Origin of the sequence: Fluviicola sp., assembly GCF_039596355.1 — a bacterium.
Taxonomy (GTDB): Bacteria; Bacteroidota; Bacteroidia; order Flavobacteriales_D; family Crocinitomicaceae; genus Fluviicola.
The window spans coordinates 106,572-133,092 of the sequence record NZ_JBCNJW010000011.1 but is presented as its reverse complement, the minus strand read 5'-3'; the positions used below and the strand labels follow the sequence as shown (position 1 = coordinate 133,092).

Sequence of the window (26,521 nt, the reverse complement as noted above, 5' to 3'; positions counted from 1 at the left end):
AATGCAAAACAACATGAGATTTAGTTTAGTTCCTTTTTTTGTACTTGCTTTTGGTATTCTTTCGTTCGGACAGGAGGTTCTCAGCCCCATCGGAGCGATTAAGAGAGGCGAAGGGAAACCCTATCGTTTAAAAGCAACGACGAGTATTGATAGTACGTTTGTTTATTCTTTCGACACGCTTTCACTGCCGATTTTGGATGAGTTTTCGCATTCCAGATTTTCGTTGATGAACTCACAGCCGGGAGATCCGGGAGTGACGGAACAAAAGTTCTATTACCTGACCGACCTGTCGGATGTTCCTTTGACAAACGACAAAGTATTCTCAAGTAATCCCACCAAGAAATACACGACTTCCGGAGGAACTCAGACACAAACGGATTTACCGTTGATTTCGATCAAAATGGCGAGTTTCCAAAACTACCCGGTCGTGTATTCGACGATTCAGTTATATCCGCCATACAATATCTATGAAGATTTGGATCAGGGAACACCTCCCGATACCATTGCCATCAGCAACCCGGATATCAAGCAGGATTCGGTGCTGGTTTTCTTTTTTCATGAAGTAGACCAGGCAAAATACTGGACGGATAAAACCGTATACCATAATTATACCCATGCGGTAAATCCGTGGACATTGGGAGTGGCTACTTTCGACGGATTGGACGAAAACGGGTATCCGTATGCTATCGGAACAACACAAAGCGGTTATGCCGATTATTTGACATCCAAAACCATCGATTTGTCGACCTTTGCGCCAAATGATTCGATTTACCTGAGTTTCCTGGTACAGCGACAAGGTTTCGGAGACGCGCCTGAAGTACAGGATTCACTGATCCTGGAGTTTTTCAATAAAGGAACTAACAGCTGGAATCACATCTGGGCAACCAGCGGCGGTCCGCAAAATGACTTCCAGGTGGGCCACATCAAAATTACCAGTGCAGCCTATTTCAATAACGGGTTCAAAATCCGCTTCAAAAACTACGGAGGTCTTTCAGGGATGCTGGATGAATTTCACCTCGACTACGTGCATTTGAGAGCCGGAAGTGGTTATCAGGATACGTTATTTAAAGATTTTGCCTTTGTGTACCCGATCGGTTCACTGATCGATACGTATACGCAAGTTCCCTGGGAACATTGGGTGAATAACCCGACTCACATGAACCCGGCGGTGAAAGTGACCGTAAGAAATGGTTCCAATATCCAGGAAAATAACATGAACGGAAATGTGAATGTCAATTTCAACGGAACAACCGAAGGCTCCTTTACGCTGGTAGCCTCACTTTTGTCAGACGGAATCAACTATGAGCCAAGAACAGTGGTTGAAAGTGTGCACAATTTCACCGGAGGATATACATTCTCCACAACACCTGCTGTTGACACCAAAACATTTGATATTATTGGAAATGCGGGGTCACAGTTCCCGAACCTTTCCATGAACGATTCTTCGTATACACAACAAGTATTCGAAAATGTATACGCTTACGATGACGGTTCTGCAGAAGCAGCATACGGAATTTCACAGGTACAGGGACGATTGGCATTGAAATTCCAGCCTTACCAGGCAGATACTTTGCTTGGGGTTCGGATTTGTTTCGTGCCGACAGTAAAAGATTTGTCGAACAAGTTGTTCCTGCTCACCGTTTGGGGAGATAACAACGGCGTGCCAGGATCTGTTTTGTATGAAGACCAGTTCTTTTTCCCGAGAACACCGAAGTATGAAGACGGAAGAGGAATCTTTACCGATTACATTTTAAAAGACACCCGTTTGTCATTGGATGGCGGTGCATTCTATGTCGGAATGCGTCAGATTGACTCCGATCCGTTGAATGTAGGTTTTGATAAAAACAATGATCATTCTGATAAGTTGTTTTTCTCGCTGAACGGAGGAACTACCTGGACCAATTCATCTACTCCCGGAGTACCGATGATGCGTCCGCTTTTCGAAACCAGCGATAATTTCGATTTATCTGTAAATGAGCAGCGAAAAGAAATTTCCTGGGGAGTTTACCCGAACCCGACAAGCGGTGTGGTTCACATCGACTGGAGATCACAGGAAGCATTCCCGGGAGCTGTATTATTGGATGCACAGGGAAGAACAGTATTGAATGTATCGTCAGAGCACGCGCAGTTTGACCTGAGTGACGCACCGAACGGAATCTACTTTTTGAAACTGAACAATACCCAAAACGTTATAAAAATTATCCGTTAAGAGATGAATGAAGATCCTGGTCGGGATGTAGAGCAAGAGGAAGAGGAGCTTTTTGAACATTACCGTTTTAAAGTAGATCCGGGACAGGAATTGGTGCGAATAGATAAATATCTGATCGACCGGCTTCCGAATACCTCGCGGAATAAAATTCAATCCGCTGCCCGTAACGGGAGCGTGGTCGTGAATGGGAAATCCGTTAAATCGAACTACAAAGTAAAGCCTAAGGATGAGGTCGCAATTGTGTTGCCTTATCCGGTACGCGAAATCGAACTGATTCCGCAGAATATTCCGCTCGACATTATTTATGAGGACGATCAGCTCATCGTGATCAACAAACCGGCTGATATGGTGGTGCATCCCGGATATGGAAATTATACCGGAACATTGGTCAATGCATTGGTGTATCATTTTGACAATCTGCCGGAACGAAAATCCGATTATTACGGACGTCCCGGATTGGTGCACCGGCTGGACAAGCACACAACCGGAATCATGGTGGTGGCAAAAACAGAAGATGCACTGACAAACCTGGCGAAGCAATTTTACGACCGCACCACCGAAAGGCGCTATCATGCGTTGGTTTGGGGAGACGTGGAAGAAGATATGCGGATCGAAGGAAACCTGGGACGCTCGTTTCAGAACCGCAAGGTTATGACCGTTTTTCCGGAGGGAGACCATGGAAAACATGCCGTAACACACGTGAAAGTATTGAAGCGTTTTGGGTTGGTAACCCTGGTGGAATGTAAGCTGGAAACGGGGCGAACCCACCAGATCAGAACCCATCTGAAATGGAAAGGACATCCGCTGTTTCACGACCTGGAATATGGCGGAGACCGCATTGTAAGAGGCACAACACATGATAAATACAAGCAGTTCATTCATAATTGTTTTGAGTTGATCCCCGGACAGGCATTGCATGCCAAATCGTTAGGATTCCAACATCCGAAGACACACGAATGGATGCAGTTTGATTCCGAATTGCCGCAAGGTTTTCAGGAATTGCTGAATAAATGGGAGAGATACGTTACTGAATAATTTATCACAAAATCACTTTTTGACGTTTTTTTTTCCCGGATAAATAGTGCGTATTCAAAATTTTAATTTAATTTCGGCAATCATGATAACTGAACAACTATACCTTTAAATCTGTATATTGTTGATTATCACTGTATTTATATAAAAAGATTGCACCTTGCTATGAATGTTAAAACGCTTATTTTATCTGGACTTTTGATTGTTTCCAGCTTGTCCTTCGGGCAGGTAAAGCAAATCAAAGATGCAAATACTCAGTTTAGAAGTGGAAATTACTGCGAAGCAGCGTCAAAATGTGAGTTGGCCTATTCCAAAATCAAACGCAAGTCTAAATCCGGTCTTACTCAAAAAGGAGACATGGCTTTTAAAACTGCTGAATGCTACCGAAACGTCGATAATTTCAAAAGAGCAAACGAATGGTATGAAAAAGCCATCTTGTTGAAATTTCAGCAGAAAGAGCCATTGGTTTTGTTATACAACGCAGATATGCTTCGTCAAATGGGAGATTTGAAAAAAGCCCAGGAAAACTATAAGGCTTACAAAGCGTTAGTTCCGGACGATCCGAGAGCGGACGTAGGAATAGCATCCTGCAAGATGTACGAAGAGTTTAAAGAAAACAGAACACGCCACACTGTTTCGAATGTGAAAGCATTGAACATGGAAGGAACAGATATGGCTCCGATGTTCGTAGATAAAAAAGATACCAAGATTGCATTCGGTTCTTCCAGTGAACGCCCTGGAATTGCAGGAAAAGCAAAAGATCCGCTGACTTGCCAGAAATATATGGATATCTTCGTTTCCGAACTGGATAAAAAAGGAAACTGGCTGGAGCCGAAACCAATCGTAGGTGACAGCATCAATACAGAAGACAGCGAAGGTACATTGTGTATCGATGCACGTGGAAAAACCATGTTCTTCACACGTTGTCCAAGTACAAAGAAAAAGAATCTGGGATGTGATATCTACATGTCTGAATTAGGAGGAAAAGGATGGGAACGTCCGAAAAAACTTCCATTGAAACCAAATGACACCTTGTCTGTTGGTCACCCGTGTGTAAGCGACGACGGTAAATTCCTGATCTTTGCTTCTGATTTGCCAGGAGGACAGGGAGGTCACGATTTGTGGTATACGACTTACGATAAGAAATCTGATTCCTGGACAACTCCAGTAAACATGGGGCCGGAAGTCAATACAGCCGGAAACGAATTGTTCCCAAGCTTCGCGAAAAACGGAGACTTGATTTATGCTTCTGACGGTCTTCCTGGAATGGGAGGGTTGGATATGTTCCGCGCAGAGAAAATCAAAGACAAAAACCAGTGGGAAAAACCGACAAACTACGGTTCTCCGATCAACTCTGAGTTCAACGATTACGCCATGGTTGAAGTAGATGACCGCAAAGGATACTTTACTTCTGAGCGTAAAGGAAACGTAGGTGATCAGAATGTTCCGGATTTATGGATGTACGAACTTCCTCCGAACATTTTCTCTTTGAAAGTGAATGTATTTGACCTGACAGATAAAACACGTCAAACAAAAATCGAAGGGGTAAAAGTGGTTGTAACCGGATCGAACCCGAACGAAAAATGGGAAGGTTTGACTTCAAAAGACGGATCAGTATTCTGGGATAAGAAACCAAACGGTGACCGTTACATCCAGGAAGAATCCGAATACAAAATCAATATCTCCAAAGAAGGATACTACGAAAACAAAACAGGAGCATCTATCTCTACAAAATTATTGGTGTACAACCAGGATTTCGTACTGGATATGGGATTATTCCCTGTTAAGAAACCAATCCGTTTGCCGGAAGTTCGTTATCCTTTGGCAAAATGGGACTTGTTAGTTGACTCTACGATTAACTCCAAAGACTCCTTGTTGTACGTATACGACTTGTTGGTTGACAACCCGGGATTGGTATTGGAGTTGAGTTCACATACTGACCCTCGTGGTAATGATGTCTACAACCAGGTTCTTTCTGAAAACCGTGCGAAAGCATGTTACAAATTCTTAGTTGAAGAAAAAGGAGTTGATCCGCGTCGTATCGTTCCGGTTGGAAAAGGAGAGCGTGAGCCACGTGTTGTTTATCTGTACGGAGGACGCTACCATGAAAATGAGCCGAGAGATGCTGAAGGAAATATCCAGGCGGGAGTACAGACGATCACGTTGACAGAAGCGTACATGAACAAGTTCAAGAAAACAAACAAAGTATTGTTTGAGCAATTGCAACAGTTCAACAGACGTACAGAAGGGAAGGTACTTTCACTGGAATTCGATGCAAATACTGCGTTGCCAGCGAATCCGGATTACCTGATCTTCAAACCGCTTCCAAAAGCAAGGTAAGAGCAAGCACTGCTTGCGATACATAGCAAACGTTAGTGCGGCTATAAAAAAAGAGCACTGCTTGCGATACATAGCAAACGTTAGTGCAGCTATGAAAAAAAAAGTATCGCAGCTGAAAAGATAACGAAAAGCCTTCGTCAGACCGACGAAGGCTTTTTTGTGTTCTGTCCCGCGCTCTCAATTGAATTTTGTAACTTTGCGTTTTCAAATTTTTATATGTCAGACGTTCGATACAATTTGCGAGGTGTTTCCGCTGGAAAGGAAGAAGTTCACAACGCGATCAAAAAAGTCGATAAAGGCTTGTTCCCAAAAGCATTTTGTAAAATAGTCCCTGATTATTTGACAGGAGACGAAGAGTACTGTATCGTGATGCACGCCGATGGTGCGGGTACGAAATCCTCGCTGGCATATATGTATTGGAAAGAAACCGGCGATGTTTCCGTGTGGAAAGGAATTGCACAGGATGCGCTCATCATGAACATCGATGACCTGCTGTGTGTTGGAGCAACGGAGAATATTTTGCTTTCCTCCACGATCGGTCGAAACAAGAACTTGATTACCGGAGAAGTAATCGCTGCAATTATCAACGGAACAGAAGAACTGCTTGAAACACTGCGCGGACAGGGAATCGGAATTTATTCCACAGGCGGAGAAACTGCCGATGTGGGTGATCTGGTACGTACGATTATTGTGGATTCAACGGTAGTTTGCCGCATGAAGCGCTCCGAGGTGATTTCGAATCATACCATCCAGGGTGGCGATGTCATCGTAGGTTTGGCTTCCTTTGGCCAGGCAACATATGAAGATGCATACAACGGAGGAATGGGGTCAAACGGATTGACTTCTGCCCGCCACGATGTGTTCAACAAAACATTGGCAGCAAAATACCCGGAAAGCTTTGATGCTGCAGTGCCTTCCGAATTGGTTTATTCCGGTTCGAAAAATCTGACAGATGCCGTAGATGGAGTTCCGGTAGATGCCGGAAAACTGGTGCTTTCTCCAACGAGAACGTATGCTCCGGTTATTAAAGCGATTCTGGACAAGTGCCGCGCTTCGATTCACGGAATGGTTCATTGTTCGGGAGGAGCGCAAACAAAAGTGCTTCATTTCGTAGACAACGTTCACGTAATCAAAGACAATTTGTTCCCGATTCCGCCATTGTTCCGAATGATCCAGGAAGAGTCAGGAACAGACTGGAAAGAAATGTACAAAGTGTTCAACATGGGACACCGCATGGAAATTTACCTTCCGGAAAGCGAGGCACAGCAGATCATCGAGATCAGTAAATCGTTCGGAATTGATGCTCAGATTATCGGTCGTGTAGAAAAAATGGACGGGAAACAGGTAACTGTTCGCTCGGAAGTGGGAGCATTCGTTTACAACGGATAGATAATAGCTGCTTCAAATACCTTTGCGCTCTTTGTTTCTTCGCGATAAGAAAAAAACAATCTTGCTTGATGCAAGGAAAGTGCAAAGTTGAAGTCTTCTGCTTGAATAAGATTAGAGAATTAAAAGATTAGAAAATAAATGCAGGATTTATTAAGTAAACTGGAAGCAATTCACTTCCGATTTGTAGAAGTCGGTAAAATGATCACCGACCCGGATATTATTTCGGATATGGATCGTTATGTGAAATTGAACAAGGAATATCGCGACCTGGAAGAGGTTGACAATGCCTATAAAGCATACAAGAATATCCTGGACAACCTGAAAAGCTCGAAAGAACTGCTTGAAACGGAAACCGATCCGGAAATGCGCGAAATGGCGAAGATGGAAATCGACGAGTTGGAGCAGAAAAGACCGGAAATTGAAGAAGAAATTAAAGTGCTTCTGATCCCGAAAGATCCGGAAGATGATAAAAACGCGATTGTCGAACTTCGTGCCGGAACCGGTGGGGATGAGGCGTGTATTTTCGTAGAAGATATTTTCCGCATGTACACGATGTACTTCAAGGAAATGGGGTGGAATTACGAAATCGTTAACTCATCGGAAGGTTCCGTGAAAGGATACAAAGAGATTTCCATGAGTATTTCCGGTGCCGGAATTTACGGAATGTTGAAGTTTGAATCCGGGGTTCACCGCGTACAGCGTGTTCCGGAAACAGAATCCCAGGGGCGGGTACACACGTCCGCAATCACGGTAGCTGTGTTGCCGGAAGCGGAGGAAGTGGATTTTGAACTCGACATGAACGACGTGCGTAAAGATACGTTCCGTGCATCGGGTGCGGGAGGTCAGCACATCAACAAAACGGAATCTGCGATTCGTTTGACACACATCCCGACAGGAGTGGTGGTGGAATGTCAGGACGGACGTTCCCAGCACAAAAACCTGGAGAAAGCAATTTCGGTTTTGCGTTCCCGCTTGTACCAGGCAGAATTGGACCGCGTGCACCAGGAACGTGCCGCTCAGCGTAAAACATTGGTATCAACAGGAGACCGCTCGGCGAAAATACGTACATACAACTATCCGCAGGGCCGGATTACAGATCACCGCATCAACAAAACGATGTACAACCTGGGCGTGTTCATGAACGGAGATATCCAGGAAATGATTGATGCACTGAAAATGGCCGAAAATGCCGAAAAAATGAAAGGCGAGCTGAATTAAATCATTTGATAATAAGCTAATTGATAATTAAAAAGGTGATTACGCATAGTCGAAATCACCTTTTTCGTTTTTACCATTAACCGAATAATGACAACCACTTACCATTTTTTTAATCGATTTTGGCAGAGAAATGCGAATTTTATACCTCAACAAAGCCACAATGAGAGTAGGATTACACATTTTATTTGTTCTGATAACGTCCATTTCCTTTGGACAGACCAATGCCACTTTGAGTGGAACGATCAAAGATCAGTCGAAAGGAGAAGAGATTATCGGGGCAATTGTCCGGGTCAAAGACCAGAAAATAGGAACACTGACCAATGAATACGGATTTTATTCACTGACGCTGCCAGCGGGAAAATATACTATCCAGGTAACAGCAACCGGTTACTTAACGATAGAAAAAGAGGTGGATTTGTCGGTTTCCCAGTCGATGGATTTTCAACTGAAGACGGAACAGGATGAGACCGAATTGGAAGAAGTGGTTATTTCTACGGAACGCCCGGACGCGAATGTACGTGATCCGCTCATGGGAGTAGAGAAAATCGACCCAAAGGAAATTGCAAAAATCCCGGTGATTTTCGGGGAAAAAGACCTTATTAAAACCATGCAGCTCATTCCGGGAGTGAAAAATGCCGGGGAAGGAAGCTCCGGGTTTTACGTGCGCGGAGGGGGAGCAGACCAGAACCTTATTTTGCTGGACGAAGCGCCGGTGTATAATGCGAGCCACTTGCTCGGGTTCTTTTCTACCTTCAATTCCGATGCGATCAAAGATGCGATGTTGTTTAAAGGAAACCAGCCGGCAAACTACGGAGGAAGGCTCTCTTCTGTTTTGGATATTAAAATGAACGACGGAAACCAGAAACGCTATAATGTGGGTGGTGGAATCGGGTTGATCTCATCCAAACTGATCGTGGAAGGGCCAATTGCAAAAGATAAAGCCTCTTTCCTGATCTCGGGAAGACGAACCTATGCCGATGTGTTCCTGAAACTTTCGGATCGATTCAAAGACAACAAACTGTTTTTCTACGATCTGAATGCAAAACTGAATTACCGACTCGGGAAAAAAGACCGTTTGTTCCTTTCCGGCTACTTCGGAAGAGACAAATTGGGATTGGGAGATATTTTCGGAATCAACTGGGGAAATACCACCGGAACACTCCGCTGGAACCACATCATCAACGACAAATGGTTTTCCAATACCTCTTTCATCTACAGTAAATACGATTACAAAATCTCGATTTCCGGTGGAGACGTGAAGTTTGATATCACTTCCCAAATCCAGGATTTCAATGTGAAACAAGAGTTCCAGTGGTTCCCGAATCACCGCAACAAAGTGAAAATCGGTTTGAACGTGATCAACCACGGAATTACTCCGGGACAAATTGATGCGAGCGAAGGATCAGGAATCAATGCAAAACGCATCAAACCGACGAACTCCATTGAAAATGCCGTGTACATTTCGAACGATTACAGTTTGAGTGAGAAATTTACTTTGAGTTACGGTTTGAGAGGATCGAACCTGATCGCGCTGGCGAACGGAGACGAGATGTATACCTATAACCCGGACGGAACAGTGGCAACCACGAATACATATTCCAAAAACAAATTTCTGAAATCGTATTTCTATGTGGAACCACGCGTTTCATTCAGCTGGCAGTACATGAAAAGCCAGTCGATCAAAGCGGCTTATGCCCGCAATACGCAGAACATCCACCAGGTTTCAAATTCCACTTCCGGTTCGCCTACAGATGTGTGGTTGTCTTCCAGTTTGAATATCAAGCCCGAAGTTTCCGATCAGGTGGCGCTGGGGTGGTTTAAGAATTTCTTCGACAACAAATTGGAATTGAGTACGGAAGTCTATTACAAATGGATGCAGAACCAGCTGGATTACAAAAACGGAGCAAACGAACAGGCAAACGAACGCCTGGAAGGAGAATTACTTTCCGGAATCGGGCGGGCTTATGGTTTGGAAATCATGCTGAAAAAGAAATCCGGGAAATTTACCGGGTGGATCGGGTATACCTTGTCGCGTACAGAACGTAAAATCGACGGAATCAACGACGGAAAATGGTATTTGGCAAAACAAGACCGGACACACGATTTGTCGGTAGTTGGAATCTATGAGATTACCCCGAAATGGTCCGTTTCCGCCCTGTTTGTGTTCTACACCGGAAATGCGGTGACCTTCCCTTCCGGGAAATACCAGATCGACGGGGAAACGTACTTCATCTACACCCAACGAAACGGTTACCGCATGCCGAACTACCACCGGTTGGATTTGGGGGTAACCTGGCTGCGCAAAAACACCAAGAAGTTTGAAAGCAGCTGGAACTTCTCGATCTACAATGCCTACGCGCATGAGAACGCTTATTCCATCACGTTCCGTGAGAATAAAGACGATCCGTCGAAAACCGAAGCGGTACAGACAACCCTGTTCCGGATTGTTCCGGCAATTACGTACAACTTTAAATTCAAATAAGAGCCAGCTGCGGCTGGTGATAAAAGACAAGCGTTAGCGCGGTCATAAGAAGCATCGCTTTCGATAACAATCCACGGAAGTGGATGGAATAAATTAAATAGAACGAAGATGAAATTTGCAATAACAATAGCCCTGTCTCTTCTTTTTCTGCTTGCGATTTCAAGTTGTGAAAAAGTAATCAATGTGGATTTGAACAACACCGATCAGAAAGTCGTTGTTGAAGGAACGATTTTGCGTGGCGATACGGTGCAGCGCGTCCGGGTGACCAAAACACAAAATTTTGATGAAAGTACAGCACCTCCAACAGTCGATAATGCGGTTGTTACCATCATTGATAATTTAGGAAACGCAGCGAGTTTCACTTCCGTAGGAAACGGATGGTATGAGCTGGCTTCCTATCCGGGAGTGGAAGGACGAACCTATACGCTGACAGTTGTCGTAGATGGGGAAACCTATTCCGGAAGCAGTACCATGCCGAATTACCAGGCAATGGATAATTTGTATGCGGCCTTTTACCCGTTCGGTACAGATACCCTGATTGCAATCGTTCCGACGCATTACGACGAAGCCAACGTGGCGAATTACTTCCAGTTTCATGTGTATGTAAACGGGGTGAAAGACAAAAGTATTTACCTCCAGGACGACCAGTTTACGGACGGAAACCTGGTGATTCAGCCCTTGTTTATATCGGATTTGGTACTACAGGACACGGTTCGGGTAGATTTCTTCTGCATTGACAAGCCGGTGTATACGTATTTCAACCAGTTATCGGTCAATTCTTCCAGCAGTGCTACTCCGGCCAACCCGGTTTCAAACATGAACGGCGGATGCATGGGCTATTTTTCTGCCCGCACGGTTGATTCGAAAACAGTAGTTGTCAATTAAAGAGGACTTCTTTTGATTGATGTCAGCAGATAAAAACGACGTGTTTTAGGTGTTGAAGAGTTTGTATTTAACGCCCAGCTGCAGACCCAATGTGAATTCGGGAAAACCTCTGTATTCTGTGCTGTTGCTGTAAAGTTTGATAAACGGGAGCATGGCTCCGATATCGCCGTAAATCAGGAAACTATCTGAGATCGGGAGTTCATAACCAAAAGCAAGCCCCAGGTTCAAAGACGTTTGCCTGATTTGAAACAGGTCGAAATTGGTTACAAGGAATTGATCCTGGAAACCGGACCATTCCCGGTTGACTTTGGAGAAAGATAACCCGACGATGGATCTGAAATAAGTCCCTCCTTCATCCTCGTAAAAATCGGACATGTAGTGTTTATACTCCAAACTGATGGAATGATGCTGAAAGGTTTCTCTTGTTGAAGCAAAATGTTCGGTTGTTTCGGAGTCACTTCCAATATGCTTCATGGTTGGTCTTTCATACCCGTTCTTCGAATAAGGAACATGATACGTATAGCTGACCTTGATACTTGCGGGCCAGAAATCCTGTAATGAGAATTCTGTAAAAATCCCGGTATTGAGACGTGTTCCCAGGTTATATCCACCGAAAGCTCCGAGATAAAATTGCGCGTATGAACAAAACTGGATGAGAAAAGTGGCGAGAAAAAGGCGGAAATAAAGCTGCATGAAAAGAATTTTTCCGTGAAATTAGCAATCTGAAGCTTTACAAGGCATAATTCAATGATACTTTTTATCTTTGCAGGCTTAAAACAGAGGAATGACAAGAAAGGAATTGATTGAGCAGATTCGCAGTAAAAGATCATTTTTGTGCGTTGGATTGGACACCGATCTGGATAAAATTCCGGCTCATTTGCTGCAAAGTGAAGATCCGATCTTCGAATTCAACAAAGCCATTATCGATGCTACCAGGGATCTTTGCGTAGCGTACAAACCCAATGTTGCATTTTATGAAGCACTGGGCCCGAAAGGGTGGGAATCTCTGAAGAAAACAATCGATTACATCCCGTCTCATTGTTTGACGATCGCAGATGCGAAGCGTGGCGATATCGGGAACACGTCGTTGTACTATGCCAAGACTTTTTTCGAATACCTCAACTGCGATGCGGTAACTGTAGCTCCGTACATGGGAGAAGATTCGGTGACTCCGTTTCAGGCATTTCCCGGAAAATGGGTCATTCTGCTGGCGTTGACATCCAACAAAGGTGCGCTGGATTTCCAGTTCACAACAGATACCTCCGGCGAGGAATTGTATAAGAAAGTCTTGAAGAAAAGCGCTAAATGGGGTTCTGACGAAAACCTGATGTATGTGGTAGGAGCTACGCGTGCGGAAGGAATAGCGGAAGTCCGCAAACTCGTTCCGAATCACTTTTTCCTTGTTCCCGGAGTAGGAGCACAGGGTGGAAGCATGGAAGATGTGGCTGCATACGGCTGGAATGCCGACTGTGGTTTGCTGGTCAATGCTTCCCGTTCGATCATTTATGCTTCGAATGGTTCTGATTTTGCCGAAAAAGCAAGAGAAGAAGCGCAAAACCTGCAGCAACAGATGGAAGTTATTTTAAAAGAGAAGCAATTCGTTTAATGCGAAAAGACGATGGTCGACTACGTTGAGAAGCTCATCATATTTATCAGTACACCCATTTATGTGGTGCTGATCCTGGGTGAAATCATCCTGAGTAACTGGCATAACCGGAAATTGTATACGGTCGGAGATACGATCCAGAACCTGTACCTCATGTTGGCGAATATGGGAATTGATGTGTTGATGCGTGGAATCACCCTCATCGTGCTGATGTTTTTCTTCGATTACCGCTTTGTGAGCTGGAACATGAGTTCCTGGTATTACTGGGCGCTGCTCTTTATTGCCGAAGACTTTATTTTCTACTGGATTCACCGCATCGACCACGTGGTACGTTTCTTTTGGGCAATCCACGTAACACATCATTCGTCCGATAAATACAACCTGACAACGGGATTCCGATCCTCGGTTTTTCAACCCGTTTACCGGTTTATCTGGTTTATTCCGTTGGTATTCCTGGGGTTTGAACCCTTCGATATCTTCATCATGTACTCGATTACCCAGACCTACGGGATTTTGGTTCATACCAAAGCAGTGGGGAAACTGGGGGTTTTGGAACGTTTTCTGGTTACTCCGTCGCATCACCGCGTGCACCACGCATCCAACGTGGAATACCTCGATAAGAACATGGGAATGATTCTCATTGTCTGGGATAAATTATTCGGAACGTTCCAGGCAGAAATCGACGGGTTGCCGATTGAATTCGGGTTGTACGAGAAGAAAATCAGCAACAATCCGGCGAATGTCATTTTCCACGAGTGGATTGCGATCTACCAGGATGTGCGAAAAGTCAAGGGATGGAGGAATAAATGGATGTATGTGACCAAGCCTCCGGGATGGAGCCATGACGGAAGCACCATGACGTCCAAGGAACTGCGGGAACATATCAAACAGGAAAAAAACGATTGAAATGGAAGAGTTGAAAGCACAGCTGGCACAGGTAATCCGCGCATACCACCAGAAAGGATGGTCGCCGGCAACATCTACCAATTATTCCTTCCGGAATCCGGAAACTCCGGATGTAATCTTCGTTTCCAAATCCGGGATCGATAAATCCGTTTTTTCGGCAGCAGACTTCATGGAGGTCGACATGGACGGAAAAGCGCTTCCTGCATACGAAGGAATCCGTCCATCGGCAGAGACACTCATTCATTGCAAATTGTACGCATTGTTTCCCGAAACGATGTGTATTGTCCACAGTCATTCCTTGTATTCGGTATTGCAGTCGATGAAAAACGAGATTTCGGTTTCGCTCAGCGGCTACGAAGTATTGAAAGGCTTCGAAGGAATCAAGACACACGAAACCACTGTTCAGGTTCCGGTTTTTGACAATACGCAGGATATGCCGGCTTTTTCGGAAACGTTGGAGCAGGAAAAAGCACGCTTAACCGTTCCGGCGTTCATTATGCGCCAGCACGGAACATACGCCTGGGGAAGAAACCTCTTCGAAGCAAAACGCCATCTGGAAACTGCAGAATACCTGTTTGAGGTGGATTGGAAGTTTTCGAATTAAACTTTGTTTACCTCCTGTACTTTCTCCAGGATTTTTTCGGATAACTGTTCATATTCACTTGCCGTCATTGAGTTTTTCGGTAATAAAATATCCGTACTTGCAACAAGGTTGATATATCTTTCGGTAATCGCCGCTTGTGTGATCTGACTCCAGTTAATTTTGGTGATTTGCTCATCCTGTATGTGAAGAACGAAAGTTTCGTTGTAAATAAATCTCAAGTCTTTTACTTTTCCTGCTGTTTCCAGGAATTCGTTGATGGATTTCTTCCATTGAATGATCGGTTTGGTGGAACTCCAAAAGTTTGCAATGAGTGCAATCAGAATAATAAAACCAATTATAAATGCTCCCCCGCCTTCTTTTTGATGGATAAAGTACCATGTATGAAATGGAAAAAGGGCTAGTGCTGTAACCATCAAGAACGATTCGCCTTTGGTTGTCGGTCCAAAAAAATAGACCTGTTGTCTTTTTCCGAAATAGATATCACGCAGGTCGGCTAAATCGACCTTCATGTTTATTTCTGTTTGATTTTCGTTGTTTTCTATCATCTACTCAGTTTGTCTTTCTTTCCATTGGGATACCCGCTCATAAATCCGGTTTCCTAATTCTTCTCCATCCTGCCCAGTGAAATCATCCCAGTCGGATGTCGGGGCAAACCACGTGTAAAAATGGTTTAAATCAACCTTGTTTCCGAATTCAATGTCATCAATTGCATCCTCCAATGCATAGCGAAATGCCTCGGTTGATGGAAATTTATGGGAATGTCCGGAATTTAAGATAGAGAGAAGTTCGACTGCTTGGTGTAAATCTTTCAGGAGTTCAGCGAAGGCATATTTTTTCCAATACGCTTCTTTTGAAAGGTTCTCTGGCTTTGGTTGTTTAAAAAATCGAAATAAGCACATATTTCTGATCTTATAGTATCATTTGATAGTATCAAACTTAGTGTTTTATTTTAGGTTTTATGCTACAATCAGGATTGATCATTTTTTGATCTGCTCCAATTTAAAACCTTTGCGCTCTTTGCTTCTTAGCGTTCTGAAATTATTTAGATCTAACCGCAAAGATGCTAAGGTCGCAAAGAATTGGAAGTGATCACCTGTATTTCATACAGAACCTTAAAATAAAAACAGCCGGAACCTGTTTCAAAACAAATCCCGGCTGTCAGTTGTGTGTTTTAATTCTTAGGAGTTTCCGTAAATGTTGGATTCCCCGCCATCGATAGCAATTGTTTGCCCGTTCACATAGGAAGCGTCTTCGCTCAAAAGAAAAGCAACCACTTTTGCTACTTCGGAAGGAATTCCGAGGCGTTTGATCGGGTTCCGTTGTGCGTATTCGGTTTCTGCGGCTTTCGGATCATTCGGATTCACCTGTTTGAATGCTTCGGCAACCATCGGTGTGAGGATTGCTCCCGGAGCAATGGCATTGGTAGTGATTCCGTCACGACCGTATTCCAAAGCGGCGTTTTTAGTCATCCCTGAAACGGCGTGTTTACTTGCCACGTATGCGACCTGGTTTTGTACCCCGCGGATTCCGCCTACGGAAGCCACGTTTACGATCCGGCCGTATTTTTGCTGCTGCATGACCGGAATCACATGACGCATTCCGTAATAAACTCCCATCAGGTTCACGTCGATGACTTTTTTGAATACCTGGATATCGTATTCCGTGATCGGAGCCTGGCGCCCTTCGATTCCTGCGTTGTTGTACAACCCGTCGATGCGACCGAACGCTTTTTGTGCTTCGCTGACGTATTTTTTTACGTCTTCTTCATTGGATGCATCTCCTGCTACGGTAATAATCTTCACATCCGGAAATTCTTCCGAAAGTTGTGCTGCTACTTCCTTCAACTGTCCTTCATTGAAGTCCATTAATGTGAGGTTTGCACCACGGCCTGCCAGCTCTTTTGCTGCAGCTAATCCCAGTCCCATGGCTGCTCCCGTGATGATGATCGATTTTTGCTCAAATGTTGCCATTTTGTTTGTGTTTTTGTTAAAATACTGTGTATGTCAGGATGAATGATGTGCTTATTTCTGCGTCAAATCACAGCGTGTTACGAATGTCTGAATCTGTGAATGAACGACCCTTAAAGTTAGAAAAAATAAACCCGGGTAACTATTTTGAGACTGTTAAAAGGATATAAAAAAAACGCAGGGAAAAGAACTTATTCTATTCCAACGAATTTGAGTCCGTGTTTTTCGCAGTAGTTTTTGTAGCGGATCGCCATTTCCCTTGTAAAGCCCGCTTCGGAACCCCAACTCCAGTTAAAGACTCCTGTTCCACCGGCAGCGCCCATGATGTCGATCGTGATGCCATTTTCCCGGTACAGTACGAGCATATTCATTTGCGTAGACCCATTTCGCATCTTATACACTTCCGATGCTGCCAGAACCATGTCTTTCGTTTGTTTGATATACTTGTTATTAAATGAATTGAAATAAGCGATTCCTACGGCTGCCAATTGTTCCAGGTCGTCGGATTCGATGTGCAGGGTGATTTTTTTCATGTGTTGATTTTTAGGAGTCCCAATGTAAACATATTCCTGACAGGATGGATGTTGACTGGGGGCATCAATCTCTAATAATCCTTAAAGAATGGTTTTTCTAAAGTCTTTTTCATAAATTAGTACCCGGGTAAATAATTTTGAAGATTATGAGTAAAGATTTCACCAGAAGAAATTTTGTACAGCGTGTGTCAGCAGCATCAGCAGCTATTTTTGCATTACCCTGGCTGGCATCCGGCAAAGACGAGTCCGAACAACCAAAAGAAAAAGACATGAATCCGATTAAACGACATTTTCCGCTGGGTTTCCAGTGGGAAACACAAGATCCCTTTTTGTTCTGTGTTCACCATGAAGATCAGTTTCCGAAGGGAACAGAACAAATGGGGCCGAATCCCGAGCATTTCAAAGGCCGTCACATGGGAGATGATTTCATTATCAAAGATGGTTTCCGGATGTATCACGGGAAAAAAGTTCCTGGGTTTCCGGGGCATCCGCACCGCGGATTTGAAACCATTACCGTGGTGCGCAAAGGAATTGTAGACCACGCAGATTCCCTGGGAGCAGCCGGGCGTTACGGAAACGGCGATGTGCAGTGGATGACTGCCGGAAAAGGAGTACAGCATTCCGAAATGTTCCCATTGATGTCTCAGACGGAAGAAAATCCGCTGGAATTGTTCCAGGTGTGGCTGAACCTTCCGAAAAAGGACAAGATGGTAGAACCGCATTTTAAGATGCTCTGGCGCGAGAACATTTCCAATCTGAAATTCGATCACGATAAAGTATTGGTTGAATTGATTGCAGGAAACTGGAACGGAAAACAGGCAGGAACGCTTCCTCCGCCTAATTCCTGGGCGTTTCCCGCAGAAAATGAAGTGTTGGTGGTCAATATCAAAATGGAACCGCATGCAAAGATTTCCCTGCCGAAAGCATCGGTGGGAGTGAACCGCAGTTTGTTTTTCTACGAAGGAGATCAGTTAACGATCAATGACCAGGAATTTGATTCGTATTCCGGGTTTTTCCTGGAGCCGTCAGTCGAAACCACATTGACTTCACACGATTCGCCGGTGAGTATTTTCATTTTACAGGGAAAACCGATCGGTGAACAAGTGATGCAGTATGGCCCGTTTGTGATGAATACCAAAGAAGAGATCAAACAGGCTTTTGATGATTATCACCAAACGCAATTCGGTGGTTGGCCGTGGGGACGTTATGACCAGGTACACGATCGTTCCAAAGTCCGTTTTGCACTGCATGCCGACGGAACGGAAGAAGTGAAGGAAGCTTAATCATTGAAAATTGAAAATGGAGAAGGACTAATAATTCAAAATGCAAAATTCAAAATGAGGTCGCTAAAGAACCTTTAATATTTTTGAATTTTGCATTTCAACGTCTTGTATCTTGAATTTCTGACTCTCTAAAAGTCTTATTTCGTTGAGCCATTCAGCAAGTTCATAATTTCATCCAGTTTCGGAGAAAGAATGATCTCTGTGCGACGGTTTTTCGCTTTTCCTTCCGGTGTATCGTTGGAAGCTTTCGGGAAATACTCACCGCGTCCGGAAGCCGTCATACGCGTTGCGGCAACCGCATATTTTTCATTCAACATCCGTGTGATCGAAGTTGCACGCGCTACGCTCAAATCCCAGTTGTCTTTAAATACAGCCGTTTTGATCGGAACGTTGTCTGTGTGTCCTTCCACCAGAATCTGGATATCCGGGTTTTTGTTCAATACATCTGCCAGCGCTTTCAAGGCATCAACTCCTTTTGGTTCCACGGTAGTAGATCCGGATTTGAATAAAAGTTTGTCTGACATGGAAACGTATACTTTCCCGTCGCGGATTTCCATCGTCAACTCATCGGAGTTAAATCCAACCAGTGCATCACGCAAAGTCTGATTCAGTTTTTTCGTCAGTTCATCCTGGCGTGCAATAATTGCCTGCATTTCGCGCAGCATGCGCTCTTTTTCCTGCAGGTCTTTCTCTTTTTGACTCAACTCTGCCGATTGTTCGTTCAGCTTCGCCGACTGTTGGTTCAATTGCTCGGACTGATTGCTGTTGATGTTTTTTTGTCCGGAAAGTTTGTCTTCCAGACTTTTGTTTTCAGCAGTGAGCTGCTCGTTTACTGCTTTTTGGTCTGCAAGGGAAACACACAATGAATCACGCTCGGTTACAACTGCCTGAAGTCGTTTCCCAAACGGCTTTTTCTCCGGGATAGGGTCACCACATTTATAAATAGGTTTACAAGAAGACACGGTCAGCGCTCCAATGGCGAGTGTGCTCATCAGAGTGGATTTGTTGAATACTTTCATAACTCTTTTTTTATAATTGGTATATTCAAAGAAAATGGAATTCTGAAAGAGAATGGAAATTATTCGCGTTTTTTAAGGAATATTAAGATTGACGCAGTCTTTGGATATCAATTGTAAGATTTTCCGTTGTAGTAGAATACGCTCTTTTTTTCGAGTTTTCCGATGAGCTTCTCTTTGCAGTCGCCGTTTACCGGTTCGTTGACAGTAGAAGATGTTTTGTACTTTAGTACGAGGTTGAAATACCCGTTTGACATTTCGGTTTCAAAGGAAACAATGCATTTGGTGTCGTGAAATTCTCCGGCACAATTCGTGTCCCACTCTCCGTGGTAGATACCTACGACTTCGTCTTTCAATACCCTGCGGAGTATATACTGCCTTCCTGTACATACAACGAAAGGAAATCTTCTCCATACGGATTCGGTCTGCTGCTCCCGCTGTAATGCACCCGGATTCCAAATGCGCGAACGGTTTTGGATAAGAGGTAGGGAGCTGTATCGATCGTGATGCCCGAAACATAAATCGCATCGGAGTGCAGGTAGTTTTCTTCGCTGAATTTCTGAATGATTTTCCCACTTTGATTGTTGACAACAACGAGGATCAGGTCAACGGTGTACATGCCTTCGTCTTCAGAGATCATTTTCGGAATAGCCATCACGGTTTGAAAAGGCGCATGGGGAAGCACTTTTTCCTCAAAGAGTTCGTCGCGCACTTCCGTTTCGTTGATTCCAAGCTGTTTCAGCACTTTTTCTTTCAGGGATTCGACAGGTGCAGTTTGCAGCGAAATGTGAAGTGATTGGTGAGAATAGCTGCTCAATCCGATCAGCATAACAAAGATAAAAAGTGTGGTTTTCATGATGAATCCGTGATTTTCAGTTGATTTAAAACGTGTTGAAGGCTCTAAAGGTAGCATTTTTGAAATTCCACAGTCGGTTGAAAAATCTATAAAATTGGTAGAATACTATAAAGGGAGATGACTCCATTTGAAAAAAGTATCTTAATTTTGTACTATAAACGAGTTCAGAGACTCTTTTAAGCTTAAAGACATGGCAGTATTATCTATTCCGGATTTGAATGTAACGGAGCGCGATCCGCAGAAAATCCGACAGTTTATGAATGACCGCGGGATCTTTTTTGATCAGTGGCAGGCAGATGTGGTGTTTGAAGATACGGCAAACCAGGAGGAAATCCTGAAAGCTTATGAATCGAGCCTGACTCCGTTTATGCATTCCGGAGGCTACCAAACCGCAGATGTGATCACGATCAATAAACTGACGGAGAACTACGAAGCAATCCGTGCCAAGTTTTTATCGGAACACACGCATTCGGAAGATGAAATCCGTTTTTTTGTGGATGGAGAGGGACTTTTCTGGTTCAACCTGGAAACAGAACCGGTTTTTAACCTGTTGTGTGAGAAAGGCGACCTGATTTCAGTTCCTCAAGGAACGAAACACTGGTTCGATGCAGGAGAAAGCGATCCGTTTGTGAAAGCGATCCGCATTTTTATTGATATGAGCGGCTGGGTTCCGGAGTATACGCATTCGAAACTGGAAGAGCGTTTTGCTGATTTCCGTGTTGCGAGATAACAACTGATTTCCCATTCTCTCCTGGACGTAATTCCGCAATATTACGTCCGGCATCCAACATCTCTTTTTTTCAAAAACAAATGACAATCAAACAGCCCAAATACATTCTCACAGACATCGAAGGAACCACTTCTTCCATCTCTTTTGTAGCGGAAGAACTATTCCCGTATTTCCGGAATCACATTTCCGATTTACTGGCCCTCAAAGCCAACCCGGTGGTGAAGGAAGCGTTTGAGCAAACCGTTCAGTTGGCACTTTCAGAAGATGGTGAGACACTTTCGACGGATGAAGAAATCATCGAAAAACTACGCCAGTGGAGCATAGAAGACCGGAAAATCACTCCTTTGAAAACCCTGCAAGGCGTTTTGTGGGACAAAGGTTACCGGGACGGCGTACTGAAAGGACATGTGTATCCGGAAGTGGCAACATGCCTGAAAAAATGGAAAGCAGAAGGATTGAACCTCGGAGTTTTCTCATCGGGATCGGTTCCGGCACAGAAACTGATTTTCGGTTACAGCATTGCGGGTGACCTGACACCCTGTTTTTCCCATTATTTCGACACCACAACGGGTGGAAAACGGGAAGCAGAAACCTATGAAAAAATCGCCGGAATCCTGGGTCTGAACCCGGGAGACATTTTATTCCTGAGCGATATTGTGGAAGAATTACGGGCTGCCGATTCCAAAGGATTTCAAACGGTGCAATTGCTAAGACCCGGAACAACAGTAGATTGGAACACTACGGCGCAGACCTTTGAAGAGATAACATTCGGATAAATACCGTAGAATCAATCTCTGATACCACAGACCATTTTCTTCTGAACCCGTTTCAGATTTTACGTAGTTTGGTTTCGTCCATCCGATAGCCGGGAGGGCTGAATTTAAACTACATAGCTTATGAAGAAAATACTACTTTCTTTGGGAATCACCGCGTTTGTACTTTTCTCACACGCACAGCGTTCCCTCGATTTACATCTCACGCTGCTTTCCCCGCAAAACGGGAGCACGATTCCGCCCCAGCAACCCTATAACATCGCAGTCAGTGTTACCAATACAGATCCTTCCGAAGATCTCGAAACAACGGATTTGGTCTATTTTTATGTGATTATGATGGGCGATACGATGACCATTCTTCCTGAAAATGAAGATCATTGGAAATACAGCGGAAATCACCTGGAGCCAACGCAAAGTTTCAACATTTCACGGACTTTCGCTTTTTCAGATCAATTTGATGGAATGGATGTGGACATCTGTATTTACATCAAACCGGTAAATGATTCTGTTCCGGTAGAAGATCCGAATCAAACGAATAATTCGGAATGTACAACCGTGCATGTTTCTTCCGGTAGTCTTTCTTTCGGGGAATGGAATGCCGGAAGTGTCCAATTGACTCCGAATCCGGCAAACACGCAGTTTTCACTTTCCGGACTCCCTGAAAATGCCGTTATCACGATAAGTGATTTGAGTGGAAATAACTTGTCTGTGGCTTCGGTTTCGGGAAATACCGTGGATTGTTCTTCCTGGCCGGATGGCGTTTACCTGGTTCGGGTTGCTACTCCGGACACTAATTTGGTGCGTCGAATGGTCGTATCGCATTGAAATAACGTCTGATAGAAAATAGATTACGCATTAAATCGGAATACTTATGAAAAGAATGATTACTCTTGCAGCTTTTGGAATCCTTGTTTTTTCAGTAAAAGCACAAATTCCAAACAACGGATTTGAAACATTGAATACAGACAACAACGTCAGCCAATGGTCAAAATCATTTCTAATGGTGATTTGGATTGATTCGACAGGCGAGTCGCACGGCGATTCCATTGTTTTTGACAGTCCGAATCACGCACTCTATTTACCAACGACCGATGCGCATTCGGGACAATATGCGCTTGAAATGAGAAATGCATACAATTTTACCTCCAACACGGGAATTTCGGGTGGTGCATTCTTATCTGCAACAGATGATTACAACGTCGGTTTTGAAGTGCCCGTCCCGGTGAGTCCAATGTTGCCGGAAACCTTTAGTTTTTATTACAAATATTTCCCGCTTGCTTCCGATTCGGCTCAGGCAGTTGCTAAGTTGTTTGATTCGGATGGAATTCAGATCGGTGAAGCAGTAATGACGTTAGGCGGAACGACCAGTACCTACACATTGGCGAGTGTACCGGTCAATTATTCGGAAGTAAGACCGGTAGAAAGCATTGTGATCAGCTTCTCCACCAGTATTCCCGGAAACGAACCGACGTTCGGAACGCGTTTGCTGGTCGATGATGTGGCATTGGACGGAAGCCTGGGATTGAAGGAAGAACAAAATGCCCTGCTGCTTTTCCCGAACCCGGCGAGTTCACAGGTTGTCATCAACGGGTTGATTGGAAACGAACAATTTATCGTCTCGAATCTGAACGGAGAACAAATATTTGCAGGGAGCAACAACGGAAAACTGGATTGTACTTCCTGGCCGAATGGCGTTTACCTGCTGAACATCGCCGGTGAGAACGGAAGTGTTGTGAAGAAACTGGTTGTTTCACATTAAATCTTCCGGGGAATCCATCTAAAATGCGTTTGTGATCCGCCGATTTGTCTCAAAATAGGATTACTTTTGCGTCAGAAATTTGGTTTATGAGCGCATTTAGAACGATTTGGACAACGGAAGACAAGTATGTAGAAGTGATTGATCAGCGAAAACTCCCGCACGAATGGGTGGTTGAAAAGCTGGTGACTTACAAAGATGCAGAACGCGCCATCAAAGACATGGTGGTTCGCGGTGCTCCGTTAATCGGTGCTACGGCGGCTTATGGAATCTACCTGGCGGCACGTGAAGGAGCAGATTTAACCGAAGCTTTCGCAGCATTGCGGGCATCACGTCCAACAGCGGTGAACCTGTTTTGGGCTTTGGATCGGATGAAGGCAAAGTTGGAATCTGCAACGGATTTGGTTCAAACAGCCTGGGAAGAAGCGGCTCAGATTGTAGAAGATGACGTGGAAACCTGCCGCATGATCGGGGTACACGGATTACCGCTGATCGAGGAAATTTCGAAAAGAAAGAACGGTGAAACGGTAAATATCCTTACACACTGCAACGCAGGAATGCTGGGTTGTATCGAATGGGGAACAATCACTTCTCCGATTTACCAGGCGTTGCAAAAAGGAATCAAGGTGCATGTGTGGGTCGACGAAACGCGTCCACGCCTGCAAGGTGCAAACCTGACGTGTTATGAATTGACCAGACACGGAGTTCCGCACACACTGATCGTAGACAACCAGGGCGGACACCTGATGCAGCATGGAATGGTCGACCTATGTATCGTTGGAACTGACCGCACAACCCGAAACGGGGATGTTGCCAACAAAATCGGAACCTATCTGAAAGCTCTGGCAGCTCACGACAACCAGATTCCGTTCTACGTAGCCCTTCCGTCGACCACATTGGATATGACCATCCGTGACGGACTGAAAGAAATTCCGATCGAACAACGCAACCAGGATGAGGTGCGCTACGTGGTGGGGAAGAGCAAACTTTCCGGTCATCTGGACGAAGTATTGATCTGTCCCGAAACAACAGAAGCAAGTAACTATGGTTTTGACGTTACCCCCGCAAGATTGGTAACGGCATTGATCACCGAGCGCGGAGTTTGCGCAGCGAGTGAAGCTGGATTAACGACTTTATTTCCAGAGTATCAGTAGACGCAATCACAACAATATTCCGAAGTATCGGAGAAAAAAAAGGGCATTGAGCGGAGTCTAAATGCCCTTTTTTCTTTTTTTAAACGGTGTTTTTTCTTAAATTAAATAGGAAACGAACCGTATGAACGAACACTATTTACACTTTCTCTGGAAAAACAAGCGGCTTCCACTACATCGGTTGCGAACCATTGATGGGGAAAAGATCGAGATTCTGCACGTCGGATTTTACAACCCGGATTCAGGGCCGGATTTTTTCAACGGACAAATCCGCATCAATGAGGTGAAGCATTCCGGGAATATCGAAATGCATGTCAAAGCTTCCGATTGGAATCAGCACGGACATCAGCACGATCCGGCCTATTCGAATGTTATTTTGCATGTGGTTTACGAACACGATCAATTGATTTTCATCGAGGGAATTCCCATCCCGACGGTTGAACTGAAAGCATTCATTGATTGGAAACACTACGATTGGTTCAATCAGTACTATCAAAAAAATAGGGGGTTAATCATTTGTGAAGCATTTTTGAATGGACTGCCGCAACCGGTCATTTGGAGCCAGGTTGAGCAAGCCCTTTTTCAACGGATGAAACGTAAGGCAAACGAATTGCAGGCTCTTTTTAATGACCGCAAAATGTCTTTCCGGGAAGTATTGTTTCATGCATTTTCCAAAGCTTTTGGGATGAAAGTCAACCAGCTCCCATTTCAGGAACTGGCAATCGGAATTCCATTCGAAAAGTTCATCCGGGCCTCCCGGAAGCAAAAACTGGCCATTGCTTTCGGAGTGGGAGGTTTTCTCGAAGAATCTGCTTCCGTTCCGTATCACGAAGAACTGAAAGAAGAATGGTTTTTTCAGAAGTATAAATTAAAACTGCATGCCGGAAGCCGGGTGGGGTGGAAGTTTAAGGGATGCAGGCCCGGAGGTTTTCCCACGCAGCGGCTGGCGCAATTCGCCGCATTTATCCATGAAATGGATTGGACTTCTTCTTTGTGGGCACTCCCGGCAAAAGAGTTACTTCGGATTTTGCAGGAGAACCTGCTCAAACCGGCTGATACCTATTGGAATCATCATTTCGACTTCGGAAAAGAGAAAAAAGCCCCTTCGGAAATGAGTATTGGAACGGCAAATACGATTATTGTAAACAGCGTGATTCCTTTCCTGTGGTGGTTAACAGATTGTTTAAACGATGAAATATACCGGAATAAAGCGTTCGAATTGCTGGAATTACTTCCGCCGGAGCAGAATCAGAAAATTGCTGAGTGGAAGCAGGTCGGAATCAACCCGAAGAATGCACTGGAATCACAAGGGTTGATTGAAATGACGAATGAGTTTTGCTCCCGGAAACAATGCCTGAGTTGTCAGATCGGAAACCAAATCTTGAAAAGTGAAAAGGGGAAAAGTAAAAGTGAAAAATGAATCGATCTCGATGAAAATTGAAAATGGAGAATGTAAAATTGAGAGCAGAGATATCCAAAAAACTTTTCAATTCTCACTTTTAACTTTTCAATTTAAAATTGTGTATTTTTGAAAGAGGATTAAAAGATGAAAAGAACACTGCAAAAAATAGCTTTTTTCTTTGAAATGCGCTCCTTCGGAGTGTGTGCATGGTGGGCAACCAAATTGGGAATCCAAACCAATAAAGTCCGCCTGGGATTCATCTACGCCACGTGTATCGGGTTGGGATCTCCTCTGATTCCTTACCTGATTATGGCCTGGATCCTGGAGCACAAGCACTATTTTCAATTTAAATCTAAAAAACGCTCCATCTGGGAGCTTTGATC

General features: G+C 44.3%; 26 protein-coding genes. 18 read left to right on the top strand and 8 right to left on the bottom strand.

What is annotated here, in order from left to right; genetic code table 11:
- The first annotated feature begins 13 nt into the window (after nucleotides 1-13).
- The 7 genes from ABDV94_RS17415 to ABDV94_RS17385 all read left to right on the top strand — a co-directional run bounded on the left by ABDV94_RS17415 (nucleotide 14) and on the right by ABDV94_RS17385 (nucleotide 11,555).
- Nucleotides 14-2,209, top strand: a complete 2,196-nt coding sequence (locus tag ABDV94_RS17415) for a T9SS type A sorting domain-containing protein (protein WP_343748488.1) — start codon at nucleotides 14-16, stop codon at nucleotides 2,207-2,209.
- A 3-nt stretch (nucleotides 2,210-2,212) separates the two neighbouring features.
- Nucleotides 2,213-3,244 carry an RluA family pseudouridine synthase gene (locus ABDV94_RS17410; RefSeq protein WP_343748487.1) on the top strand — a complete coding sequence of 344 codons (1,032 nt, stop codon included), beginning with the start codon at nucleotides 2,213-2,215 and terminating at the stop codon, nucleotides 3,242-3,244.
- A gap of 162 nt (nucleotides 3,245-3,406) precedes the next feature.
- Nucleotides 3,407-5,581 (top strand): OmpA family protein, encoded by a 2,175-nt coding sequence (locus ABDV94_RS17405; protein ID WP_343748486.1) that lies wholly within the window; start codon nucleotides 3,407-3,409, stop codon nucleotides 5,579-5,581.
- A 216-nt stretch (nucleotides 5,582-5,797) separates the two neighbouring features.
- Complete coding sequence (locus ABDV94_RS17400) at nucleotides 5,798-6,970, top strand: AIR synthase related protein (RefSeq protein WP_343748485.1); 1,173 nt, start codon at nucleotides 5,798-5,800, stop codon at nucleotides 6,968-6,970.
- A 138-nt stretch (nucleotides 6,971-7,108) separates the two neighbouring features.
- Nucleotides 7,109-8,188, top strand: coding sequence for a peptide chain release factor 1 (gene prfA / locus ABDV94_RS17395; protein WP_343748484.1), 1,080 nt, complete (start codon nucleotides 7,109-7,111; stop codon nucleotides 8,186-8,188).
- Between the two features lie 160 nt (nucleotides 8,189-8,348).
- On the top strand, nucleotides 8,349-10,670 hold the full coding sequence (locus ABDV94_RS17390; protein WP_343748483.1) for a TonB-dependent receptor: 2,322 nt from the start codon (nucleotides 8,349-8,351) through the stop codon (nucleotides 10,668-10,670).
- 108 nt (nucleotides 10,671-10,778) lie between these two features.
- Nucleotides 10,779-11,555 (top strand): DUF4249 family protein, encoded by a 777-nt coding sequence (locus ABDV94_RS17385; RefSeq protein ID WP_343748482.1) that lies wholly within the window; start codon nucleotides 10,779-10,781, stop codon nucleotides 11,553-11,555.
- Nucleotides 11,556-11,600: 45 nt separating this feature from the next.
- On the opposite strand, the gene ABDV94_RS17380 is transcribed toward ABDV94_RS17385, so the two are convergent.
- Nucleotides 11,601-12,248, bottom strand: a complete 648-nt coding sequence (locus ABDV94_RS17380; protein ID WP_343748481.1) for a hypothetical protein — start codon at nucleotides 12,246-12,248, stop codon at nucleotides 11,601-11,603.
- A gap of 91 nt (nucleotides 12,249-12,339) precedes the next feature.
- Between ABDV94_RS17380 and pyrF the strand changes: the two genes are divergently transcribed.
- Genes pyrF through mtnB form a run of 3 tightly spaced genes read left to right on the top strand, consistent with a single transcriptional unit; the run spans nucleotide 12,340 to nucleotide 14,671 of the window.
- Nucleotides 12,340-13,161 (top strand): orotidine-5'-phosphate decarboxylase, encoded by an 822-nt coding sequence (pyrF, locus tag ABDV94_RS17375; protein ID WP_343748480.1) that lies wholly within the window; start codon nucleotides 12,340-12,342, stop codon nucleotides 13,159-13,161.
- A gap of 12 nt (nucleotides 13,162-13,173) precedes the next feature.
- A complete protein-coding gene (locus ABDV94_RS17370) occupies nucleotides 13,174-14,067 on the top strand; it encodes a sterol desaturase family protein (protein WP_343748479.1) in 894 nt (297 codons plus the stop codon).
- A gap of 1 nt (nucleotide 14,068) precedes the next feature.
- Nucleotides 14,069-14,671, top strand: a complete 603-nt coding sequence (gene mtnB / locus ABDV94_RS17365) for a methylthioribulose 1-phosphate dehydratase (protein ID WP_343748478.1) — start codon at nucleotides 14,069-14,071, stop codon at nucleotides 14,669-14,671.
- Here mtnB and ABDV94_RS17360 read toward each other — a convergent pair.
- The 4 genes from ABDV94_RS17360 to ABDV94_RS17345 form a co-directional block, all read right to left on the bottom strand.
- On the bottom strand, nucleotides 14,668-15,180 hold the full coding sequence (locus tag ABDV94_RS17360; protein ID WP_343748477.1) for a hypothetical protein: 513 nt from the start codon (nucleotides 15,178-15,180) through the stop codon (nucleotides 14,668-14,670). The two genes, mtnB and ABDV94_RS17360, sit on opposite strands and share 4 nt — an antisense overlap.
- Before the next feature lie 36 nt (nucleotides 15,181-15,216).
- Nucleotides 15,217-15,570, bottom strand: coding sequence for a hypothetical protein (locus tag ABDV94_RS17355; protein WP_343748476.1), 354 nt, complete (start codon nucleotides 15,568-15,570; stop codon nucleotides 15,217-15,219).
- A 279-nt stretch (nucleotides 15,571-15,849) separates the two neighbouring features.
- Nucleotides 15,850-16,641 carry a glucose 1-dehydrogenase gene (locus tag ABDV94_RS17350; protein ID WP_343748475.1) on the bottom strand — a complete coding sequence of 264 codons (792 nt, stop codon included), beginning with the start codon at nucleotides 16,639-16,641 and terminating at the stop codon, nucleotides 15,850-15,852.
- Nucleotides 16,642-16,829: 188 nt separating this feature from the next.
- Nucleotides 16,830-17,171 carry a hypothetical protein gene (locus tag ABDV94_RS17345; protein WP_343748474.1) on the bottom strand — a complete coding sequence of 114 codons (342 nt, stop codon included), beginning with the start codon at nucleotides 17,169-17,171 and terminating at the stop codon, nucleotides 16,830-16,832.
- Nucleotides 17,172-17,317: 146 nt separating this feature from the next.
- Here ABDV94_RS17345 and ABDV94_RS17340 point away from each other — a divergent pair, with 146 nt between their 5' ends.
- Nucleotides 17,318-18,454: a pirin family protein gene (locus ABDV94_RS17340; RefSeq protein ID WP_343748473.1), complete on the top strand. Its 1,137-nt coding sequence runs from the start codon at nucleotides 17,318-17,320 to the stop codon at nucleotides 18,452-18,454.
- Between the two features lie 137 nt (nucleotides 18,455-18,591).
- Here the strand turns inward: ABDV94_RS17340 and ABDV94_RS17335 are convergent, their stop codons facing one another.
- From ABDV94_RS17335 to ABDV94_RS17325, 3 genes are all read right to left on the bottom strand, one after another.
- Nucleotides 18,592-19,473 carry an OmpA family protein gene (locus tag ABDV94_RS17335; protein WP_343748472.1) on the bottom strand — a complete coding sequence of 294 codons (882 nt, stop codon included), beginning with the start codon at nucleotides 19,471-19,473 and terminating at the stop codon, nucleotides 18,592-18,594.
- A 107-nt stretch (nucleotides 19,474-19,580) separates the two neighbouring features.
- Nucleotides 19,581-19,826: a hypothetical protein gene (locus ABDV94_RS17330; RefSeq protein WP_343748471.1), complete on the bottom strand. Its 246-nt coding sequence runs from the start codon at nucleotides 19,824-19,826 to the stop codon at nucleotides 19,581-19,583.
- The gene (locus tag ABDV94_RS17325) at nucleotides 19,823-20,326 is read right to left on the bottom strand and encodes a hypothetical protein (protein ID WP_343748470.1); all 504 of its coding nucleotides are present in this window, start codon (nucleotides 20,324-20,326) and stop codon (nucleotides 19,823-19,825) included. Before ABDV94_RS17325 ends, ABDV94_RS17330 begins: the two co-directional genes overlap by 4 nt.
- A gap of 190 nt (nucleotides 20,327-20,516) precedes the next feature.
- Here ABDV94_RS17325 and ABDV94_RS17320 point away from each other — a divergent pair, with 190 nt between their 5' ends.
- The 7 genes from ABDV94_RS17320 to ABDV94_RS17290 all read left to right on the top strand — a co-directional run bounded on the left by ABDV94_RS17320 (nucleotide 20,517) and on the right by ABDV94_RS17290 (nucleotide 26,519).
- Nucleotides 20,517-21,056 (top strand): cupin, encoded by a 540-nt coding sequence (locus tag ABDV94_RS17320; protein WP_343748469.1) that lies wholly within the window; start codon nucleotides 20,517-20,519, stop codon nucleotides 21,054-21,056.
- An 80-nt stretch (nucleotides 21,057-21,136) separates the two neighbouring features.
- Nucleotides 21,137-21,832 (top strand): acireductone synthase, encoded by a 696-nt coding sequence (gene mtnC / locus ABDV94_RS17315; RefSeq protein ID WP_343748468.1) that lies wholly within the window; start codon nucleotides 21,137-21,139, stop codon nucleotides 21,830-21,832.
- Nucleotides 21,833-21,952: 120 nt separating this feature from the next.
- Nucleotides 21,953-22,654 carry a T9SS type A sorting domain-containing protein gene (locus tag ABDV94_RS17310; RefSeq protein WP_343748467.1) on the top strand — a complete coding sequence of 234 codons (702 nt, stop codon included), beginning with the start codon at nucleotides 21,953-21,955 and terminating at the stop codon, nucleotides 22,652-22,654.
- Between the two features lie 46 nt (nucleotides 22,655-22,700).
- Nucleotides 22,701-23,588: a T9SS type A sorting domain-containing protein gene (locus tag ABDV94_RS17305; RefSeq protein ID WP_343748466.1), complete on the top strand. Its 888-nt coding sequence runs from the start codon at nucleotides 22,701-22,703 to the stop codon at nucleotides 23,586-23,588.
- Between the two features lie 86 nt (nucleotides 23,589-23,674).
- Nucleotides 23,675-24,739 (top strand): S-methyl-5-thioribose-1-phosphate isomerase, encoded by a 1,065-nt coding sequence (gene mtnA, locus ABDV94_RS17300; RefSeq protein ID WP_343748465.1) that lies wholly within the window; start codon nucleotides 23,675-23,677, stop codon nucleotides 24,737-24,739.
- Nucleotides 24,740-24,860: 121 nt separating this feature from the next.
- Nucleotides 24,861-26,156 (top strand): DUF2851 family protein, encoded by a 1,296-nt coding sequence (locus ABDV94_RS17295; RefSeq protein ID WP_343748464.1) that lies wholly within the window; start codon nucleotides 24,861-24,863, stop codon nucleotides 26,154-26,156.
- Between the two features lie 126 nt (nucleotides 26,157-26,282).
- The gene (locus ABDV94_RS17290; RefSeq protein WP_124746877.1) at nucleotides 26,283-26,519 is read left to right on the top strand and encodes a PspC domain-containing protein; all 237 of its coding nucleotides are present in this window, start codon (nucleotides 26,283-26,285) and stop codon (nucleotides 26,517-26,519) included.
- Nucleotides 26,520-26,521 lie beyond the last annotated feature (2 nt).

Bases quoted from the DNA above. Each gene is read 5' to 3' on its own strand.
- ABDV94_RS17415 (WP_343748488.1), top strand. From the start codon at position 14: ATGAGATTTAGTTTAGTTCCTTTTTTTGTACTTGCTTTTGGTATTCTT.
- ABDV94_RS17410 (WP_343748487.1), top strand. From the start codon at position 2,213: ATGAATGAAGATCCTGGTCGGGATGTAGAGCAAGAGGAAGAGGAGCTT.
- ABDV94_RS17405 (WP_343748486.1), top strand. From the start codon at position 3,407: ATGAATGTTAAAACGCTTATTTTATCTGGACTTTTGATTGTTTCCAGC.
- ABDV94_RS17400 (WP_343748485.1), top strand. From the start codon at position 5,798: ATGTCAGACGTTCGATACAATTTGCGAGGTGTTTCCGCTGGAAAGGAA.
- prfA (WP_343748484.1), top strand. From the start codon at position 7,109: ATGCAGGATTTATTAAGTAAACTGGAAGCAATTCACTTCCGATTTGTA.
- ABDV94_RS17390 (WP_343748483.1), top strand. From the start codon at position 8,349: ATGAGAGTAGGATTACACATTTTATTTGTTCTGATAACGTCCATTTCC.
- ABDV94_RS17385 (WP_343748482.1), top strand. From the start codon at position 10,779: ATGAAATTTGCAATAACAATAGCCCTGTCTCTTCTTTTTCTGCTTGCG.
- ABDV94_RS17380 (WP_343748481.1), bottom strand. From the start codon at position 12,248: ATGCAGCTTTATTTCCGCCTTTTTCTCGCCACTTTTCTCATCCAGTTT.
- pyrF (WP_343748480.1), top strand. From the start codon at position 12,340: ATGACAAGAAAGGAATTGATTGAGCAGATTCGCAGTAAAAGATCATTT.
- ABDV94_RS17370 (WP_343748479.1), top strand. From the start codon at position 13,174: ATGGTCGACTACGTTGAGAAGCTCATCATATTTATCAGTACACCCATT.
- mtnB (WP_343748478.1), top strand. From the start codon at position 14,069: ATGGAAGAGTTGAAAGCACAGCTGGCACAGGTAATCCGCGCATACCAC.
- ABDV94_RS17360 (WP_343748477.1), bottom strand. From the start codon at position 15,180: ATGAAGGTCGATTTAGCCGACCTGCGTGATATCTATTTCGGAAAAAGA.
- ABDV94_RS17355 (WP_343748476.1), bottom strand. From the start codon at position 15,570: ATGTGCTTATTTCGATTTTTTAAACAACCAAAGCCAGAGAACCTTTCA.
- ABDV94_RS17350 (WP_343748475.1), bottom strand. From the start codon at position 16,641: ATGGCAACATTTGAGCAAAAATCGATCATCATCACGGGAGCAGCCATG.
- ABDV94_RS17345 (WP_343748474.1), bottom strand. From the start codon at position 17,171: ATGAAAAAAATCACCCTGCACATCGAATCCGACGACCTGGAACAATTG.
- ABDV94_RS17340 (WP_343748473.1), top strand. From the start codon at position 17,318: ATGAGTAAAGATTTCACCAGAAGAAATTTTGTACAGCGTGTGTCAGCA.
- ABDV94_RS17335 (WP_343748472.1), bottom strand. From the start codon at position 19,473: ATGAAAGTATTCAACAAATCCACTCTGATGAGCACACTCGCCATTGGA.
- ABDV94_RS17325 (WP_343748470.1), bottom strand. From the start codon at position 20,326: ATGAAAACCACACTTTTTATCTTTGTTATGCTGATCGGATTGAGCAGC.
- ABDV94_RS17320 (WP_343748469.1), top strand. From the start codon at position 20,517: ATGGCAGTATTATCTATTCCGGATTTGAATGTAACGGAGCGCGATCCG.
- mtnC (WP_343748468.1), top strand. From the start codon at position 21,137: ATGACAATCAAACAGCCCAAATACATTCTCACAGACATCGAAGGAACC.
- ABDV94_RS17310 (WP_343748467.1), top strand. From the start codon at position 21,953: ATGAAGAAAATACTACTTTCTTTGGGAATCACCGCGTTTGTACTTTTC.
- ABDV94_RS17305 (WP_343748466.1), top strand. From the start codon at position 22,701: ATGAAAAGAATGATTACTCTTGCAGCTTTTGGAATCCTTGTTTTTTCA.
- mtnA (WP_343748465.1), top strand. From the start codon at position 23,675: ATGAGCGCATTTAGAACGATTTGGACAACGGAAGACAAGTATGTAGAA.
- ABDV94_RS17295 (WP_343748464.1), top strand. From the start codon at position 24,861: ATGAACGAACACTATTTACACTTTCTCTGGAAAAACAAGCGGCTTCCA.
- ABDV94_RS17290 (WP_124746877.1), top strand. From the start codon at position 26,283: ATGAAAAGAACACTGCAAAAAATAGCTTTTTTCTTTGAAATGCGCTCC.